Source organism: Heyndrickxia acidicola (genome assembly GCF_001636425.1).
GTDB lineage: Bacteria > Bacillota > Bacilli > Bacillales > Bacillaceae_C > Bacillus_AE > Bacillus_AE acidicola.
This window is the reverse complement of sequence record NZ_LWJG01000004.1, coordinates 95,156-112,666: the sequence shown is the minus strand read 5'-3', so window position 1 is coordinate 112,666 and position 17,511 is coordinate 95,156. Positions and strand designations below refer to the sequence as shown.

The window sequence follows — 17,511 nt, the reverse complement described above, 5'->3', positions numbered from 1 at the left end:
AAAAGCTGTTATATTAGAAATATCAAAAATAGATGCTTTATTCGATAACTGTGCCCCTTCCTAATTAGGAAGGGGCACTATGGTTATATTTTTTTCAAATGAGCCACAATGGACTTTTGCACTTGAGGCGAATTCCCTTCTGCTTTGACCCCTTGAATAAAATTTAAGTAAACAAGGGAGATTAATTGTTCAATTGACACATGAATTCCTTCCATAAAAGGTTCTACATCATGGAGTAAAACCTCACCCCTTAAAATTTCCGCCTCTCGAATTCTAATTTCAAGGTAAGCCGTTTTTTCCTTTTCGTCTTTCTCTATCTCTTCTTCAATCGTCTCAAAGGTGAATAATCGCTCGTTCACGGCTTGCATGACTCTTTTTTCATTTGTTCTTTTTGAAAAATATTGCTTTGCTCCCTGTTTCAGATACGCAGCAATTTCCTTATGTTTCGCTCCCTTTTTCACTTGATTCATCATATCGTCATACAAAAGAAGCAACAGAACAGAGATATCAAACATCAAGGGAACTTCTTCCCCGTAAGCATCCTTTAAGTCTTCAATAAAAACATTTCCCCTTAAATAGTCATAGTAAGGAAGCGCAATGGTGAGGTATCGTCTCGATGAAAACAGAGCGCGAAATAAGTTTTTTGGTGCGCTTTTACCAGAGATCTTTTCTTGCAGCATATTTGGATTACGATAAGATTTTTTCAAGTGAACCCTCCCTTTCCATCCATAATAGGACAGAAGTTACGATCAAGTAGACAACCTTGCGATCAGAGAGATTTTTTGAGATGGAAAGCCCGTAAGGTCCTCCGATTTCAACTTCATATTCTTTCTCAAGTGGAGTAACATGCATGTAGGTTTTTGTATCCTGGTAAACAAGTTCCCATTGAATAATTTCCATGTGATCTAACCCAAACCGAAGGAGCCTGTTGTTAAACATCGTTTGGCTCAGTGGTCCTGTCCCTTGTTTTTTTAAGATACGGGTACTTTGCTTGCAGTAGGTCTTTAATTTCATTTGGATCAATTGCGATACGGGAAATTTAATATTGTGGGTTTTCCCTCTTTTTGAAGGACATTCAGCAACCGCAGTTCGTTTCGATATCTTCATTGGAGTAGGTTCTTTGTTTTCTTCCCAATTTGCTTTTGAAATAGGATTGATAAACGACACTTCTTCCTCTCCCCTTCTTCTTATCTAATTAAAACAGTGTATTTTGCATGGTCACTTTTCCACTTTTCCATGTTTACTAGATATATAAGAAGGATGGACAAGCTTTAGAACAAAAACTTTAGTATTCTTGAATATTTTTAGTTTCCCATGACCACAATGAGAATAAAGGATATGGAGGAAGGAAGTTGACGAGATGAAGAAGAAACAAAAAGAGAAGGACCTGAAAATCATTCAGGATGCTTGTAAGAAAGCGAAAAAGAATGGAATGAAATTAGTGAGTGTAAAAGTAAAGTAGCGGGTTCATCACTGTATTTAAACAAGAGCTTTTGTTATTTGTGAGTATTCAACACAACACCCTATATATGGCCAAAAAGAAGAGGTAACTTTGATGAAATTGAAGATGAAAACGTTTATCATGTTACACTGAATCTTGCGTTAAGAAAGTTGAAAAAGAGTGATGTTAGAGGAAAAGAATGAAGGGTTGTCCTAAAAGTATACTTTGATTTATTGAAACAAACTTGAGGATGCCTATTCTTCCTAAAATTTATATCAATCACATTGGCAATAATAGTAAAGCTATTCCTATCACTGATTTTAAAATGATTCATAAAATTTCAGCTATTTCCAGTGAAGAAACAGTCAGCAAATTTTTATTAAAACTATTTAAAAGATAAACAGAAGGATCAAAGCAATAAGAAAAAAATCCTTAGCCAGTGAACTGCATTCTAGAGGGCTAAGGATTTTTTTCGAATCATACACTCAAGTCAATATAGAATGGCGGGGTTACTCCCAACATGCGTGCATATAGCAGCAGTTGTCCTTTGTGATGAGCTTCATGACCGATCAAACGATGGAGTACTTCTACTCCTGGTTCAGTAATTTTAAAGAGATCGATCGTTGCGTCTTTTTGTAAATCTTCATCTGTATAGGATGCCAATTTTTGCTCATGTTCACTTGTAAGCTGTTTTAAAAGCTCTCGAGCTTCTGTGAGGGTTTCGGGAACTGGTGGAATGACCATTGCACGTCCATCGATGGAAGCGAAGAAGAAATCCGGTGTCCAGGCAAGGTGATGTACCAGTTCCGTCACTGTCATGCCTTCCTCCCAAGGACGCCATGAACTAGATGCATCCGGAAGGACCTCTACTAATTCAAGCAAAGCATTACGGTGCATTTTCCAACGTTTTAAAATTTGTTCAATTGATTTTGACATAATACTGTTCCTCCTATTTGTAGATAGTATTTTCACTTTGAATGGTCAAAAGTATTCAAAGCAGCTATTCAAATGACTCAATCATTTCATTTGCACTTGCTTCTGAAGACTACTTGTCACAATTTGAATAGCAGTCCAAATTGCTAGCTGTGGAGTGTCTAACTCCGCCGAATAAATTTACTCAATTCCAAACCACGTTCTATGGTAGAAACTCTAAATCTTCTGGCTCATAATCTACTGAATAGGGCGGTTACTCGCTTTTTTATGTTATGGTGCTTTAAGGAAGAAATCCTGTAAACCTTCTAACTTAACAGGTTTACAGGATTCTTTCTTTTACGTATAGATATTAACCTAATTGTTTAATGACTTCTTTTGCAACACTAATGGTTGATTGGGGGTTTTGACCAGTGATTAAATTTTTATCTGCTTCCACGTGATCACTCCGGTTTCCTTTTTCAACAAAGTTTGCGCCTAGTTCACGTAAACGTGCTTCTAATAAGAATGGCATGAAGCGATCTAAAGTTGTTTCTCGTTCTTCTTCATCTGTAAATGAGGATACCGTTTTACCCGCTACTAATGGGGTGCCATCAGATAACTTTATACCAACCAAGCCTGCAGGACCGTGGCATACCGCTGCAACCTTGAGGGACTTCTTCTTGTAAACTTCTTTCATCAATTGGAACTTGTCCACCCAGTGGACTTCCGACTGTAATCTCAAATCCTTCTTTTTCGAATTCAGCATATGCTTCGCCAAATTCAGAAAGCCAAAGTCCCGTTTTATGTTCCTCGTCCATTTTGTCAGCCGTTGTTACGACCATTAATATATGTTTTTTAATTTGAAGCCCTCCTATCGTATGATCAGTAGTATAGCCAACAATAGATTCCCAACAAATCTGATTGTATTATTGAAATAAATATAAAACAAATTAAAAATAAACCATTTACTATAAATAGATTTATAGCATTTATATCTTTCATTGTTTTTCCTAACAATGTGTATAAATGGAAAAACCTACTCATTTTTATGCGAAAACCTTTTCGCCTCTCTCACTGTATAAAGGCAACCTCAAAATATTAGATAATTAACATACTCTAATGTTTTGGAAAAGCATTAAAACAATTAATCAATGCAGTAGGAAACAAATGAGAGCATTAATCTTTAACAATCTTTTAAAAAATGATTGACCTTCGTCATTATACATGTTAATTTGTATATGCAAATGAAAAAAGGGGCTGAAAAAATGAATGAAGAAGAAAAAGTATTAAATCATTGCTTATATTTTACCGCCAGCCGTTTTGCACGCAACATGACAAAATTGGCTGAGAAAACATTTGATTTCGATGACCTTTCTCCCTCTTATCTGTATATGATCATGATTGTTAAATTCCATCCCGAAATCACGCAAAAAGAGCTATGCCACAAGTTGTCCATCGCTCCTTCTACCAGCACGAGGTTTATTGATAAACTCGAAAAACAAATGCTGGTGACAAGAAAAGTGAACGGCAAACAAACATACATCTCTTTGACGGAGGAAGGAGAAAAAATCTACAAACAGTTTCGCGCTTCTTTAAAGGAATTGTTTACAGGTTATTCTCAAATATTAGGTCGTGAATTTAGTATAGATTTAAGCAGAATGCTTCACGAAGCAAGCAATAAGCTGGAAGAAGAACTATAATTTTTTTACCCTATCATTTGCATATACAAACAACTGGAGTTGGAGGTCAGGTCATGTCAGGAAAAGTAATGGTTATTGTGGGTGCAGGACCGGGAATTAGCCTGAGCACCGCTAGAAAATTTGGCCGAGAAGGTTTTAAAGTAGCACTCATTGCCCGCAGTTTAAAGGCTTTACAGCAATATGAAGAAGAACTGAACAGTGAAGGAATCGATGCAAAAGGATTCCCAGGAGATGCGGGATCCAAACCATCCTTGGAAGCGGCAATTGATTCCATAATTAAAACATACGGCAAGGTTGATGTTCTTTTATACAACGCGGCTAAATTAAAACAAGGAAAACCAACAGAATTAAATGAAGATGACTTAATTCATGATTTTAAAATTAATGTCACTGGTGCCCTTACTAGTGTCAAAGAAGTTATACCGCATATGGAGAAAGGAACGATTCTTTTAACAGGCGGCGGTCTAGCACTTTATCCCAATGCTGACCTTGCTTCATTATCTATCGGAAAATCCGGTATACGCAGCTTAGCATACAGCTTGCACCAAGAATTAAGCTCTAAAGGTGTTTATGTAGGAACATTAACAATCAAAGGGTTTGTACAGGAAGGAACCTATTTCTCACCAGAAAACATTGCAAATACATTTTATAGCATGTATGAAAATAAAACGGATACAGAAGTAATGTTCGAAGAAAAATAAAGCTTTTCACTGATACATTTGTATATACAAATAAAAACTCTCTGATTGAAAATATTAGAAAGAAAAAGGAGACATACTAATGAAAACTCTTGTTATTATCACTCACCCAACTATTGAACAATCGCGAATAAACCGCACATGGATGGAAGAATTGAAAAAACACGAAGACATAACGATTCATACTCTTTACCAAGCATATCCGGACGGAAAAATAAACGTCTCACATGAACAAAGCCTATTAGAAGCGCATGATCGTATTATCCTTCAATTCCCATTCTACTGGTACAGCACACCTGCTTTATTAAAGCAATGGCAGGATGAAGTACTTTCTTACGGCTGGGCATATGGAGAAGGCGGCGACAAACTTCACGGCAAAGAGCTTGGTCTTGCGATTTCAACTTTCGGTCCAACAGATTCTTATCAGCCTTCTGGCTACAATCATTTTACCATGGAGACTTTAACTACTCCCCTGCAGCAAACAAGCAACCTTATTGGCGCCCGCTTTATGCCGTTGTTTGTGTTGAATGGTGTTATGCATGTAACAGATGAAGAACTTACTGAAAATGCAAAAGCATATGTAAATTACGTGCTGCAGCCATCTTTGACTGAAGCTTAATGAAATAGAAGGAATAAAGTTTTTTCTTCCTTTAAAGGTTTTTTACGTATATAAACAACATTAGAAAGGTGATTAAAATGAAAACTTTAGTTATTGTAGCCCATCCAAATCTAGATCAATCAAGAGTAAATAAAGCGTGGATGAACCGTCTTCAACAAGAAGAAAATGTAACGGTCCATAATTTATACGCTCAATACCCAACTTTTGAAATCGATGCAGAAAAAGAGCAGCAGCTATTATTGGAGCATGATCGCATCGTTCTGCAATTCCCATTCTATTGGTACAGCACACCTGCTTTATTAAAGCAATGGCAGGATGTCGTTTTAGCATATGGATTTGCCTACGGGTCAGAAGGGAACAAATTGCACGGTAAGGAATTTATGCTAGCGATCTCTTCTGGCGGTCCGGCTGAAGCTTACCAGGCTGGAGGTTATAATCGCTATTCCATGAGTGAATTAACTCGCCCACTCCAAGCGACAGCAAACCTTTCTGGCATGCATTTCCTGCCTTCTTTCCTATTACAAGGAATGATGAAACTGACCGAAGAAAGACTTCAAGAAAGCACAGAAGCATTTGCTGCTTATGTAACCAATCCGACTTTGCATAACTAATCTCTTTCCGTCAATTCGCTAAGGACTATGCAGAATTTTTCAAATAAGTTTTAGATGGTGCTTAACGAATTGTTAATTTCCATAAGGGCTAGTTGGGGAGCAAAGCTAATATAGGTGATTGATATCGAGTTTCCGTATGCATCTACACAGCATTGCTTCCTGCTAAAGATTTATGAATCCTTTTTAACAACTGGACTGAACGAAAGCATTAATAAGTTCCTGTACTATCGATTAACTGATAATCTGTGGGGCATGCAAATAATATCCAAAATCACTCCCTGATTTTGGATATTATTGTAAAATTCAAATTTTAGGAGGAAAACATGCGTTTTATCGTTCATCTCAAAATTGAACCATCAACAACCAAGCAAGAAATTACGGAACTACTACCAGCAGAACAAGCACGAGTTGAAGAATTAAAGGAACAGGGAATCCTAGAAACATTTTACCTTTCCCACACCATGATGGATGTTTGGGGCATTTATACAGGTGACAGTTTAGACACTGTCCAAGCTGCTGTGGAATCATTGCCCTTTTATAAATTTATGACAGCAGAATACACTGAACTATTCGACGCTAAAAACTAGTTGGAAACCAAAGTTAGATTGTACTTATAAATTATTGTACTTATAAATTAGTAAGAAAAATACAAAGGATAGTTGTGGTAGTTAACAAAATTTTATAAGGGATAAACAATTTCAATATTAATTTGTTTGGACATACAAATGATAAGTTAAAAACAGAAAGGTGTAAAAATCATGAAAACATTAGTTATTTATACACATCCAAATCCAGCCAGCTTTAATGCTGCTATTAAAGAGACAGTAGTAAATGAGTTAACTTCAAAGGGACAAGAGGTGAAAGTTCGAGATTTATATGAAATGAACTTTAATCCGATTTTATCTGGAGAAGATTTTGTGCAGTTTTCCCAAAATCAAATTCCGGAAGATATTAAACCAGAACAGGATGCAATCACATGGGCCGATCAGCTTGTATTTATCTATCCAACATGGTGGACGAATATGCCGGCCCTGTTAAAAGGTTATATTGACCGGGTATTTACAAATGGTTTTGCCTTCAGATATTCAGAAAACGGTGCTGAAGGATTATTAAATGGTAAGAAAGCAATTATTTTTCAAACAACTGGCCAGCCAAAAGAAAGCCTAGAAGCATACAACTTGATTTCACCATTACAAATTTCTATGCAGGGTTCTCTTTCATTTACAGGAATTGAAACCATTGCACACTCATTTTTCTTCTCAGTTCCTTTTGTTGCAAATGAAAATAGAATAGAAATGTTGAATGAAGTAAAAGAAGTGCTATCAAACTCAGAAAAAGCCTACGTTTAAAAAAGTATAGTAGGTCACCTCTTTTTTTAGAGGCCCTGCTTTAATAATAAATACACTTATATTGAGTGAAGAGTAAAACATGGATTAAAAAGTCGGAATCTTATCAGGTGTATCACGATGAATAGATAGAGCAATCATTCAAATACTAACAGATATCTGCACGACTGTTGTTGTCAATGTCTTGAATCATGAGCAAATTTTTGCACCATAGAATTCAATCGGTAAGAACTATTTCATCAAAAAGATTTAAAGAACCTTGACCTAAACCTAAGTTTAGATTGTATGCTTTTAAGTGTATATAAATAATAGAAGATATTGGAGGAAAACAATTATGAAAAAATTTGCTTTTGTAACAGGTGCAAATAAAGGCATTGGGTATGAGGTTGTCCGTCAGTTAGCAGAAAAAGATTATCACGTATTTTTAGGAGCCCGCGATGCGGAGTTAGGACAAAAAGCTGTAGAATCTTTAGGTTTTTCGAATGTTTCGTTTGTTCCAGTGGATATTTCTGACACACAATCTATCCAAAACTCTGTAAATAAAATTCTTGAAGTTACGGATCACCTAGATTTATTAATTAATAATGCTGGAATCGCACTTGATTTTGGTATTTTACCTAGTGAATTAAAACTAGAGACACTACAGCAAATATTTGATGTTAACTTCTTTGGAACATTCCAAATGATTCAAGCCTTATTACCTTTAGTGAAAAAATCTCAAGGTGGGAAGATTATTAACCTAACGACAGATATGGCTTCGCAAACAATGTTCTCAAATGGCGAAATTCCTCAACTTAATATATTGGGGTATAATTCATCAAAAACGGCTGTTAATTCATTAACATTAGCATTTGGTACAGAATTTGGTACGAATGGACCTGAAATATTTGGTGTTACACCTGGTTTTACAACTACGGATCTTAATAATAATGCTCCAGGAGGCAAAACACCTGCGGAAGGTGCACAGATTATTGTTAAATATGCTTTAAGCGATACAAACTATAATGGTAAAATCCTTGATAAAAACGGGATTATTCCTTGGTAATCACCATGGTAAAATACTATGAACTATACTATTGGACAAGTTGCAAAAATGTATCATTTATCCATTTCTCAATTACGTTACTATGATAATCAAGGACTGTTACCTTTTCTCAAAAGAACTGAAAATGAAAATCGAGTTTTTGACGAGGATGCACTTAAATTTCTAGAAATGATCTTATGTTTAAAAAATACTTGAATGCCAATAAAAGAGATTAAACAATTTATTGAACGGTCAATGAATGGGAGTGATACCATCCCACAACGACTAAAAATGATGAAACAACACGAAATCACTGTTTTACAACAAATTCGTGATACTGAAGAAAATCTAAAAAAAATTCAACAAAAAATTGCAAGATTAGAACATGAAATGATAAAAAATCGTTATGAAAATTAACTAATTTGGGATTCTGCTTTTATTCTAAACACACTTTTAAAGGAGCAAACTAAATCCTGTATCAAAAAATTGCTATAGTTACAGGGGCATCACGTCGTATTGGACGTGCAATAGCCCAACACTGTTGTGATAAATTACTTGAATAATAAACAAATGGCAGAAGAAGTTCTCCAAAGTATAAATCAAAATGGCGGAATAGCATGTTCCTTCAAAGCAGATGTAAGTAAGGTCGGAATTCACTAAAGAACTTGGACCAAAAAATATTACAGTAAGGTGATATTTAAAAAAATTAACTATTTTATACCTTAATTTAAGCAGAGAGGATGTTTAATATGAAGAAAAGAACGCTTGGAAAATCTGATTTAGAGGTTTCATCTCTTGGTTTAGGCTGTATGGGCATGTCTGATTTTTACAGCGGACGAAATGATGATCAATCAGTAAAAACCATTCATCGTGCCATCGAACTGGGCATCAATTTCCTTGATACAGCGGATATGTACGGCGTTGGCCAAAATGAAAAATTAGTTGGTCAAGCTATTAAAGATCGACGTGATCAAGTTATTGTTGCAACAAAGTTTGGAAATGTAAGAGGGGAAGATGGATCATTTTTAGGAGTTAATGGCCATCCAGACTATGTAAAACAAGCTTGTGATGCAAGTTTATCCCGCTTAGGTGTAGATTATATTGATCTTTATTATCAGCATAGAGTAGATCCTAATGTTCCAATTGAAGAAACAATTGGTGCGATGTCTGAATTAGTTCAAAAGGGAAAAGTACGCTACCTTGGCATGTCTGAGGCAGCTCCTCAAACGATCCGCCGTGCTCATACGGTACATGAAATAACAGCCATTCAGACGGAATATTCACTATGGAGCCGAGATGTCGAAGACGAAATTTTACCTGTTATCCGTGAGCTTGGAATTGGATTTGTAGCCTACAGTCCTTTAGGAAGAGGCTTTTTAACAGGGCAAATTCAAACATTTGAAGACTTGGCAGAAGATGATTATCGCCGCTTTTCTCCTCGCTTTCAAGGAGAAAACTTCACAAAAAATTTAGATCTTGTGAATCAAATTAAAGAATTAGCAAGAGAAAAAGATTGTCAGCCTTCACAGCTGGCACTTGCTTGGATTCTGTCTCAAGGTGATGATATTGTCCCGATTCCAGGAACAAAACGAATTCAATATCTAGAAGAAAATATTGGAGCCCTTAAAATTCAATTATCCAAAGAAGACCTTCGCCGCATTAATGAAGTAGCTCCAAAAGGTGTGGCAGCAGGAGAACGTTATCCGGATATGAGTAGCGTTAATTTATAATGAGGTTTCTCATTTAAAATAATCCAATAATTAAAAATAACCTTAGGGTGATCCTTGCTATCCTAAGGTTATTTTTATGTTTATAAAGATTTAAAAGGATATTTGTCATCATTCATGACGCTAAGTTATGACACCTTCTGTTCCACAGAAAAAAAGATCTTTACTACAAAAAAGATGTTTACTTTGAATAAAGTTCTTTACTAAAGCTACTATTAGAAATAATCATAGTAAAAGTTTCTTTTTAAAGAAGTCGTCCAATCACCTAATTCCGTCTATCTACTTTTTCATAAAAACCTCTTGTTAAAGGGGATTTTTGCTTGTTATCGCTTGAGCACTATACTCTTCAATAGAAAAGACCGGACCGGTAGGGTCTCCCGGGTTGCCGTATCATATCAATGTGTAACGTGCCAAGGTCTCTGACTCCAGAGAGGTTTTATCCTTCTTGCTTTTGACGAAGGATAAAATGTTGCTTTCTGCACGCAGGTAAGACATCAGCCCTCTCGGTTTACTAACGTTTATGGAGCTCAATCCCTTCAACCATTTGGCTTTCGGCCCGCCACCTAGCTGTCTACGCTTAAAGACTAAAGTTGCCTTTAATCCTCCAAGACTCTACGAGCGAATGGCTAGTTCTTACTCGGCGGGAATCCCACCCACTATATGATACGACCTAGGCTCGGCCGTACACCTGCTCCGTTTGTTCAATAAGAAAAACAGCGATCTTTTTTAATTGAACGATCGCTGTCAGAACCAGGTCTTAATAATTTAAATAATTCCATACTTTTTTAATGCGTAGTTAATTCCATTTTCACTTGATGGTTTAGTAATAAAATCTGCAACATTTTTCAATTTTTCGTGGGTTACGTTTAAACATACGGGTGTGTTTGTTCAATATTCCCAATTTTTAATAAGCCGAAAACAGCATTTTTTATTGCCAAATACAATGTTAACCAACACTTAATGATTTTTCATATTCCTTCACTTTTTGGTAAAATGTTCCATTGGTCATATTAACAGTTTTCATAAACTCAACCGCCATGATTTTACCATTCTTCCACTGTTTATATAATATAGGGAACTCAACAGGAATTTCTTTTCTTGGTCTACCTAAGTGCTTCCCCCTTGCTTTAGCGGCTGCAATTCCTTCGGCTTGGCGTTTAAGGATATTTGCTCTCTCCTTTTCCGATACAAAGGCTAAAATTTGAAGAACAATATCACTGACAAAGGTTACCAATAAATCTTTTTGCTGAGTGGTATCTAATAATGGCATATCAATTACCTTAATATCCGCACCCAGATCATGAGTAATTTCTTGCCACTCCTTCATGATTTCCTTACTATTTCTACCAATACGGTCAATGGACTTAACAACTAACAAATCACCTTTTTCTAAGGACTTTTTCATATATTGGTAACCAATTCTATCCATATCTTTTCCACTAGCTTTATCTTCATATATGTATTTTTCTTCGAGGCCTAGTTTCTTCATTTCATCGATTTGACGAGATAAATTTTGTTCCTTACTTGAAACACGAATATAAGCTACTGTTTTTGACATTTTACATCAAACCTTCCTTCTAGAGTTTGTGTGATTTTAGCTCTAGAGAACCAGAAGGTCACCAAGTTTATTGGAACGTCACAGAATAATTTTAAGTACTTTTTGAAACGCCAAATATCCACATTCTTGAGAGTATCATAACCTATATCTTTTTAGCCATTTTTATTATTAATAAACCTATATTCAAAAGTAAAATCTTCAGTCATTACCCCAACTAACCTTTCCTTACCACAAGTTTATGTTTACGTTCCTCAAGATCTTATCCAACAGTTAAACCCTTTTTACTAGGAAGGAAATCTGATATCATTTCTATAATATAATCTGTGTGACAAGTAAGATTGTTCTGGAACGAATAGAATTTGGAGGTACTTATGGGGAAACTATCTGACATTGGAACTGAAATACTTAAGTCCTATCGAAAACAAATTAATATTCCAAAGGATAATTAGGAATCTCCCAAAAAAATAAGTTACTCATCGGGAAGTAAAAAGTGGAGAGCTGAGCTTGATGCCTACTATGTTGATCAAAACACTAACGAAAGAATTGGTATCGAGCTCCATTCTCGTGTAATTTATAATATAGATCAATTGAAGTCAGGACATGAACGTAAAATAGCTGATGATGCGCTTAAACTTAGTACATTAATAATAGATGGGCATATAGATAAAGGAATAATATTGTTATTTAGTGGAGTAGATAGAGCAATTAAACAAAGTAATAAGTTTCTTGTAAATGCCCTTCAAAAGCACAAGATTAGTATTGATGATGTTAAAGATGTAAAATTAAAATTCAAAGTGCTTAGTAAACAACAACCACTTAAGAATAAAGTTTTAAAAAGATTACCAAATGGTGTTAGGTTATCGCGAAAAAAGCTTAGTATTGAAGAAAAAAACAAACTAATCGAATGGTTTAAAGAAATAAATAAGTAAATAAGGACTCACAAAGAGCATAGCAATTACACTTGTTCATTTTTATAAGGTGACTATATAAGTCACCTTATAATTTATTTTATTATCATATTTTTCTATTTTAACCCTATTACTTTTCCATTTGACATTTTTACTGTGAAGTCAAATTGCTTTTAATTATCTAAAGGATTGAATTTAGGGTTGGGTTGGGTGTGGTAAGCATCACTGTTATCAATCCTATCCAAACACTCTCTCCACCGCAGCATTCATATCCTCTTGCGTTGGCTTGCTGTATCTCTCTACCATTTCCAAACTCTTATGCCCCGACAACTGCTGAAAATCCCCCAGTCAATTCCTTCACGAACCAGCTTTGTAATATAAGTGTGTCTTAAAATATGGGGATGACAGCCATAATCATTTAAAATCCGCTGAACCGTACGCACACTGATCCGGTTATTATAGTTGCAAGGATTAAGTTCATCAGGCCGCTCCTCTAAATATCGTTCAATGGCTCTTCTTGCCTCCGCACTGACAGGCACCGTTCTTTCTTTGTTCCCTTTCGCAATCACCGTAATTTCTCCTTTTCTTTCAGAAAAATCAATGGAGTCCCGGTTTAAAGAAACCAACTCTGAAACACGCAGTCCTGTATGTAGCAAGGTCATGACGATGGCATAATCTCTTTTGTTCCCGTTGCGGTCGACTTCACGGATCAGCCGGTTCTCCTCTACTCGTGACAGCGCCTTTGGCGCCACCTCTGTTAAATCTTTCGGTTTTACAAGGCGAATATCCTCAATCGCTTCATACTTTTTATGATACCGACTGAATTTCTTTATCGCATGCCAGGATTTGTTAATCGTACTGGCTGCCCTTCCTTTTGCCGCTAACCAATTTATGTACTGCTGAATATCGGATCGAGCGTATCCGTCTAAATTTGTTCCCGATCCATCCAAATACTTGGCAAACTCTTCAATTTCCCTTTTATAGGTCAAAATGGTTTTTCACTTTTATCCTGTAACCCATTTCCAATAAATGACTGGATCAATTGTTCATTCACTTCCATAAACAATTCCATCTCTAAAATTTTAGTATTATTAATTTTCAATAAAATCTATCGATGTTTAATTTGAAATAAGTATCCATCAGGAAATTTTAGTAAATGAGTCTTAAATAATTCTACGCAGCTTTTTCCGACTTTTAATATATAGTTTTCTCCCCTCTACATTTCATATCGAAAACAAAAGTAGCATAGAATTGATATTCTACGTCATAATTATATGCAATAAAAATGTCGAACGGTTTGAAAGAAAAAAGAGATTAGTATATAAAAAACGCTAAATCCATGGGGGTATTGGTGCTATCCTCACTGGAGCCAAAACTACTACCATTAAATTGCATAAGCAAGCATGTAAGGTATGAATTTAGTTCAAACCGATCCTTCTGAACAAAATCAGACAATTTAATTTTGTTATACTTCATTTCACTTACCCTCCTATATCAATCTTTTTTATTATCATGTCCAGACTCTCAATCTCTTAAACAAAGTATTAAATGTTTTTTTTTTTCAAAGTTGAATTAAAAAAGATAACTTCAGCAGATCACCAAAGTCATCTCATTGATGCGTAAATAGCAACAGCTCTAAAATTTAAACTGTCTTCTTTATCAGGTGCGGCTCACAATATATACGAATAGTAATGTCCTATACAAATTGTCTCAAAGAAATAATCCGCAAAACTCCAGCCAATATTATATGTTACTTTTTAAAATTTAAAATAAAAGCCAATTTGTCCCGCACTTTTCAAGTATAATGAACCATATTCAGATAATGCATATGATTTTTCATGGAGAGAATTCTATACATATGACGAAAAAACAAAAAATGAGGTTAAAAAATGAGTAAAAGAAGTTTTGCGGATTACCATGTAAGCGAAGAAATAAAAAGAGCACTAGTTGTGTTAAAATACGAAACTCCAACAGAAGTTCAAAGTGAAGTCATCCCATTAGCAATGGAAAATCAGGATCTTGTCGTAAAAGCTCAAACAGGAAGTGGAAAGACTGCCTCCTTTGGTATTCCTGTTTGCAATATGATTGAATGGGAGGAAAAAAAACCACAGACCTTAATTCTTACCCCAACTAGGGAGCTTGCGGTTCAAGTCCGCGAAGATATTACGAATATCGGAAGGTTTAAGCGCATTAAAGCAGTGGCCGTCTATGGAAAAGAACCTTTTACGAAACAAAAGGATGAATTGAAACAGAAAACTCATGTAGTCGTTGGTACGCCTGGACGGGTCATGGACCATATTCAACGAGAAACCCTAGTTTTGGATCAAATAAAGTATCTTATCATAGATGAAGCTGATGAGATGCTTAATAGAGGTTTCATCGATGAAGTGGAAGCGATCATCAAAGAGCTGCCTTCAAACCGAGTAACAATGGTTTTTTCTGCTACCTTGCCTAAAGATGTTGAAAATCTTTGCCATAAATATATGAAAGATCCTATTCATATTGAGATTGAATCAACTGGGGTAACGGCCGATACCATTGAACATTCTTTAATTGAAGTGAGAGAAGAAGAAAAGATTTCACTTCTTAAAGACGTCACGGTTGTAGAAAATCCAGACAGCTGCCTCATTTTCTGCCGAACCAAGGAACACGTTGATACTGTGTATAGCGAACTGGATAAGGCTGGATATCATTGTGAGAGACTCCATGGGGGACTAGAACAAGAAGACCGGTTTGCTGTTATGGAAGGCTTCAAATTGGGGAACTTCCGCTATCTGGTGGCCACCGATGTAGCTGCAAGAGGTATTGATATTGATAATGTGACACTTGTCATCAACTATGATGTTCCTATGGAAAAAGAGAGCTATGTGCACCGAACTGGGAGAACCGGCCGTGCCGGAAATAAAGGAAAGGCCATTACGTTTTCGACACCTTTTGAAGGAAAGTTCATTAAAGCAATTGAAAAATACATCGGCTTTGAGATACCTACTATAGAAGCTCCCAGACATCAGGAAGTGGCTGATGGAAAAGCTGCTTTCGAAGAAAAACTTATCAGCAGGCGAATTGTAAGAAATAATAAAACAGCCCGAATTAATCAAGATATTATGAAACTCCATTTCAACGGTGGTAAAAAGAAGAAAATTCGTGCTGTTGATTTTGTTGGAACGATTGCAAAAATCTCTGGAGTCACAGCAGATGATATCGGCATTATAACCATCCAGGATCATATGTCATATGTTGATATTCTGAATGGAAAGGGCTCACTAGTTTTACAAGCCATGGAAAATGCGACTATCAAAGGAAAGAAGTTAAAAGTGAGCAAAGCAATTAAATAAAAAATTTTATAGAAAAACCTTAAATCCCCTCACTTTAAAAAGATGAAGGGGATTTTTGCTTCCATTAGGGTTTAAAGTCAACATAAACCAAAGGACATTACACTATTTATGACAAGTCTTTCACTGGCAGGTTTAATTAATATCCTATACGGAAACTTCTAATAAACCTCATTTACTTATGATACGCCTCACTGCAACTAATTCTAAATAATATTATATACACCTTTCCAAATACCCTATCCACTGCAGGGTTCATATCTTCCCTCGTTGGCTTACTTACGCAAAAAATGTATAAAAACTTGCATATGTTAGGCTCTTTAATTTTATTCCCTATTGTGTCAAATTACCCGTTATTTTAAGTAGATTATTTCACAAACTTAAAGCAAATCCTGTTCTTTTATATCTTTCAAATAGGCATCTTTAAAGAAATTGTAGGAGTCCTCGCCAAAAATAAGACTTCAAGTCAAGTATTACTTTTTCTTGATCCCTCTTATCCTTTTCCTAAGAATTGGATTGTTCAACGTATAAGCATTAATATTTTTTTGCAAACTAATCAAAAAGGGAGGAAATATTATGACTATACCATTGACTTCCTCAGAAGTCGCGAGCCTTTGGATGCAATTTATTACGGATAGTCTAGATGTTTGTATAAAAAAACATGTCCTTGCCACTGTTAAAGATAACGATATTCGTTCTATCTACAACCAAGCAATGCGGAGTTCGGAAAATCACCTTGAAAAAATTCGATTTTTTTTTGAAGCAGAACAATACCCTATTCCTATTGGTTTTACGGATGAGGATGTTGACACATCAGCACCCCCACTGTATGACGATGTTTTTTGGCTTCATTATCTTTATACAATGTCGATTTATGGTATGGATGGCTACTCATTAGCTATTGCTGCAGCGACAAGGGGGGACATTCTTCAATACTACCAAGAATGTATAAAAGATAGCCTGAACTTTCTTAATCAATCCTTGCATCTCATGCTTGAAAAAGGGATTTTTGTTCGACCAGCTAGTCTTCATCCAAGTGATTCGGCTGAATATATTAAAAAACAGCATTTTTTGGCAGGATGGGTTGGGGAGAAAAGGCCTTTGAATGCGATTGAAATGTCTAATCTCACGGTGAACTTACAAAAATCGAGTTTATCAAAAGCATTAGTAATGGGGTTTTCTCAAGTATCGAAAAATCAAAAAGTCAAAGACTATTTTGGGCGATTGATAAAGGTTGCTGACTCCCATTGCCAGTTGTTTTACTCAGTATTATCAGAAAGTGATATACCATCACCTCCGTCCATGGAGGATAAGATAATACCATCTAACCAGTCGCCTTTTTCTGATAAATTAAAGATGTTTCATACATGTCAATTAATAAATGCTGCGATTGCTTATTATGGCACGGCATTGTCTGTCAGCATGCGCCGTGATTTGGGGGCACATTATACAGCCTCCATAGCAAAGTTATTAATACTGGCAGAGGATGGAATGAATTTGATGATTGATCATGAGTGGATGGAGCAGCCACCTCAAGCGGTGAACCGAAAATAAAAGCGAGTTTAACAACTCGCTTTCGATTATTTTAGTAGTGATCTTACAAAACAATTTATAATTTCACATAACCTTTTTTTG

General features: G+C 35.8%; 16 protein-coding genes and 2 pseudogenes. 12 read left to right on the top strand and 6 right to left on the bottom strand.

The genetic code is table 11. The annotated features are described in order from the left end of the window. Window positions 1-83 precede the first annotated feature (83 nt). The 4 genes and pseudogenes from A5N88_RS22945 to A5N88_RS22930 form a co-directional block, all read right to left on the bottom strand. The gene (locus tag A5N88_RS22945; RefSeq protein ID WP_066271155.1) at window positions 84-707 is read right to left on the bottom strand and encodes a hypothetical protein; all 624 of its coding nucleotides are present in this window, start codon (window positions 705-707) and stop codon (window positions 84-86) included. After that, entirely contained in the window at window positions 688-1,167 is a 480-nt protein-coding gene (locus tag A5N88_RS22940) for a hypothetical protein (protein WP_066271152.1), read from the bottom strand. The genes A5N88_RS22945 and A5N88_RS22940 overlap by 20 nt, the downstream gene beginning before the upstream one ends. A gap of 751 nt (window positions 1,168-1,918) precedes the next feature. Then, window positions 1,919-2,377: a DinB family protein gene (locus tag A5N88_RS22935; protein WP_066271150.1), complete on the bottom strand. Its 459-nt coding sequence runs from the start codon at window positions 2,375-2,377 to the stop codon at window positions 1,919-1,921. 346 nt (window positions 2,378-2,723) lie between these two features. Next, window positions 2,724-3,213 (bottom strand): annotated as a pseudogene (locus tag A5N88_RS22930) (type 1 glutamine amidotransferase domain-containing protein). A 405-nt stretch (window positions 3,214-3,618) separates the two neighbouring features. Here A5N88_RS22930 and A5N88_RS22925 point away from each other — a divergent pair. The 9 genes and pseudogenes from A5N88_RS22925 (at window position 3,619) to A5N88_RS22885 (ending at window position 10,081) form a co-directional block, all read left to right on the top strand. Continuing rightward, window positions 3,619-4,053: a MarR family winged helix-turn-helix transcriptional regulator gene (locus tag A5N88_RS22925; RefSeq protein WP_066271144.1), complete on the top strand. Its 435-nt coding sequence runs from the start codon at window positions 3,619-3,621 to the stop codon at window positions 4,051-4,053. A 53-nt stretch (window positions 4,054-4,106) separates the two neighbouring features. Next, entirely contained in the window at window positions 4,107-4,754 is a 648-nt protein-coding gene (locus A5N88_RS22920) for an SDR family oxidoreductase (protein WP_066271143.1), read from the top strand. Between the two features lie 79 nt (window positions 4,755-4,833). After that, window positions 4,834-5,370 carry an NAD(P)H-dependent oxidoreductase gene (locus tag A5N88_RS22915; RefSeq protein ID WP_066271140.1) on the top strand — a complete coding sequence of 179 codons (537 nt, stop codon included), beginning with the start codon at window positions 4,834-4,836 and terminating at the stop codon, window positions 5,368-5,370. A 77-nt stretch (window positions 5,371-5,447) separates the two neighbouring features. Further along, entirely contained in the window at window positions 5,448-5,981 is a 534-nt protein-coding gene (locus A5N88_RS22910; protein ID WP_066271137.1) for an NAD(P)H-dependent oxidoreductase, read from the top strand. A 323-nt stretch (window positions 5,982-6,304) separates the two neighbouring features. Next, a complete protein-coding gene (locus A5N88_RS22905) occupies window positions 6,305-6,568 on the top strand; it encodes a muconolactone Delta-isomerase family protein (protein ID WP_066271135.1) in 264 nt (87 codons plus the stop codon). 171 nt (window positions 6,569-6,739) lie between these two features. Further along, the gene (locus tag A5N88_RS22900) at window positions 6,740-7,330 is read left to right on the top strand and encodes an NAD(P)H-dependent oxidoreductase (protein WP_066271133.1); all 591 of its coding nucleotides are present in this window, start codon (window positions 6,740-6,742) and stop codon (window positions 7,328-7,330) included. A 331-nt stretch (window positions 7,331-7,661) separates the two neighbouring features. Beyond that, window positions 7,662-8,372 (top strand): SDR family NAD(P)-dependent oxidoreductase, encoded by a 711-nt coding sequence (locus A5N88_RS22895; protein ID WP_066271127.1) that lies wholly within the window; start codon window positions 7,662-7,664, stop codon window positions 8,370-8,372. 18 nt (window positions 8,373-8,390) lie between these two features. Beyond that, window positions 8,391-8,768 (top strand): annotated as a pseudogene (locus A5N88_RS22890) (MerR family transcriptional regulator). 332 nt (window positions 8,769-9,100) lie between these two features. Next, on the top strand, window positions 9,101-10,081 hold the full coding sequence (locus A5N88_RS22885; protein WP_066271124.1) for an aldo/keto reductase: 981 nt from the start codon (window positions 9,101-9,103) through the stop codon (window positions 10,079-10,081). A 943-nt stretch (window positions 10,082-11,024) separates the two neighbouring features. On the opposite strand, the gene A5N88_RS22880 is transcribed toward A5N88_RS22885, so the two are convergent. Next, on the bottom strand, window positions 11,025-11,636 hold the full coding sequence (locus A5N88_RS22880) for a recombinase family protein (protein WP_066271123.1): 612 nt from the start codon (window positions 11,634-11,636) through the stop codon (window positions 11,025-11,027). A gap of 587 nt (window positions 11,637-12,223) precedes the next feature. On the opposite strand from A5N88_RS22880, the gene A5N88_RS22875 reads away from it, so the two are divergent. Continuing rightward, a complete protein-coding gene (locus A5N88_RS22875; protein ID WP_066271122.1) occupies window positions 12,224-12,565 on the top strand; it encodes a hypothetical protein in 342 nt (113 codons plus the stop codon). A 278-nt stretch (window positions 12,566-12,843) separates the two neighbouring features. Here the strand turns inward: A5N88_RS22875 and A5N88_RS22870 are convergent, their stop codons facing one another. Next, window positions 12,844-13,533 carry a tyrosine-type recombinase/integrase gene (locus A5N88_RS22870; protein ID WP_232317652.1) on the bottom strand — a complete coding sequence of 230 codons (690 nt, stop codon included), beginning with the start codon at window positions 13,531-13,533 and terminating at the stop codon, window positions 12,844-12,846. Between the two features lie 900 nt (window positions 13,534-14,433). On the opposite strand from A5N88_RS22870, the gene A5N88_RS22865 reads away from it, so the two are divergent. Both A5N88_RS22865 and A5N88_RS22860 read left to right on the top strand, forming a co-directional pair. Continuing rightward, the gene (locus A5N88_RS22865; protein ID WP_066271121.1) at window positions 14,434-15,879 is read left to right on the top strand and encodes a DEAD/DEAH box helicase; all 1,446 of its coding nucleotides are present in this window, start codon (window positions 14,434-14,436) and stop codon (window positions 15,877-15,879) included. A 573-nt stretch (window positions 15,880-16,452) separates the two neighbouring features. Next, window positions 16,453-17,430 carry a DUF3231 family protein gene (locus A5N88_RS22860; protein WP_066271119.1) on the top strand — a complete coding sequence of 326 codons (978 nt, stop codon included), beginning with the start codon at window positions 16,453-16,455 and terminating at the stop codon, window positions 17,428-17,430. The last annotated feature ends 81 nt before the right edge of the window (window positions 17,431-17,511 follow it).

Bases quoted from the DNA above. Each gene is read 5' to 3' on its own strand.
- A5N88_RS22920 (WP_066271143.1), top strand. From the start codon at position 4,107: ATGTCAGGAAAAGTAATGGTTATTGTGGGTGCAGGACCGGGAATTAGC.
- A5N88_RS22910 (WP_066271137.1), top strand. From the start codon at position 5,448: ATGAAAACTTTAGTTATTGTAGCCCATCCAAATCTAGATCAATCAAGA.
- A5N88_RS22905 (WP_066271135.1), top strand. From the start codon at position 6,305: ATGCGTTTTATCGTTCATCTCAAAATTGAACCATCAACAACCAAGCAA.
- A5N88_RS22925 (WP_066271144.1), top strand. From the start codon at position 3,619: ATGAATGAAGAAGAAAAAGTATTAAATCATTGCTTATATTTTACCGCC.
- A5N88_RS22880 (WP_066271123.1), bottom strand. From the start codon at position 11,636: ATGTCAAAAACAGTAGCTTATATTCGTGTTTCAAGTAAGGAACAAAAT.
- A5N88_RS22935 (WP_066271150.1), bottom strand. From the start codon at position 2,377: ATGTCAAAATCAATTGAACAAATTTTAAAACGTTGGAAAATGCACCGT.
- A5N88_RS22895 (WP_066271127.1), top strand. From the start codon at position 7,662: ATGAAAAAATTTGCTTTTGTAACAGGTGCAAATAAAGGCATTGGGTAT.
- A5N88_RS22860 (WP_066271119.1), top strand. From the start codon at position 16,453: ATGACTATACCATTGACTTCCTCAGAAGTCGCGAGCCTTTGGATGCAA.
- A5N88_RS22915 (WP_066271140.1), top strand. From the start codon at position 4,834: ATGAAAACTCTTGTTATTATCACTCACCCAACTATTGAACAATCGCGA.
- A5N88_RS22900 (WP_066271133.1), top strand. From the start codon at position 6,740: ATGAAAACATTAGTTATTTATACACATCCAAATCCAGCCAGCTTTAAT.
- A5N88_RS22865 (WP_066271121.1), top strand. From the start codon at position 14,434: ATGAGTAAAAGAAGTTTTGCGGATTACCATGTAAGCGAAGAAATAAAA.
- A5N88_RS22885 (WP_066271124.1), top strand. From the start codon at position 9,101: ATGAAGAAAAGAACGCTTGGAAAATCTGATTTAGAGGTTTCATCTCTT.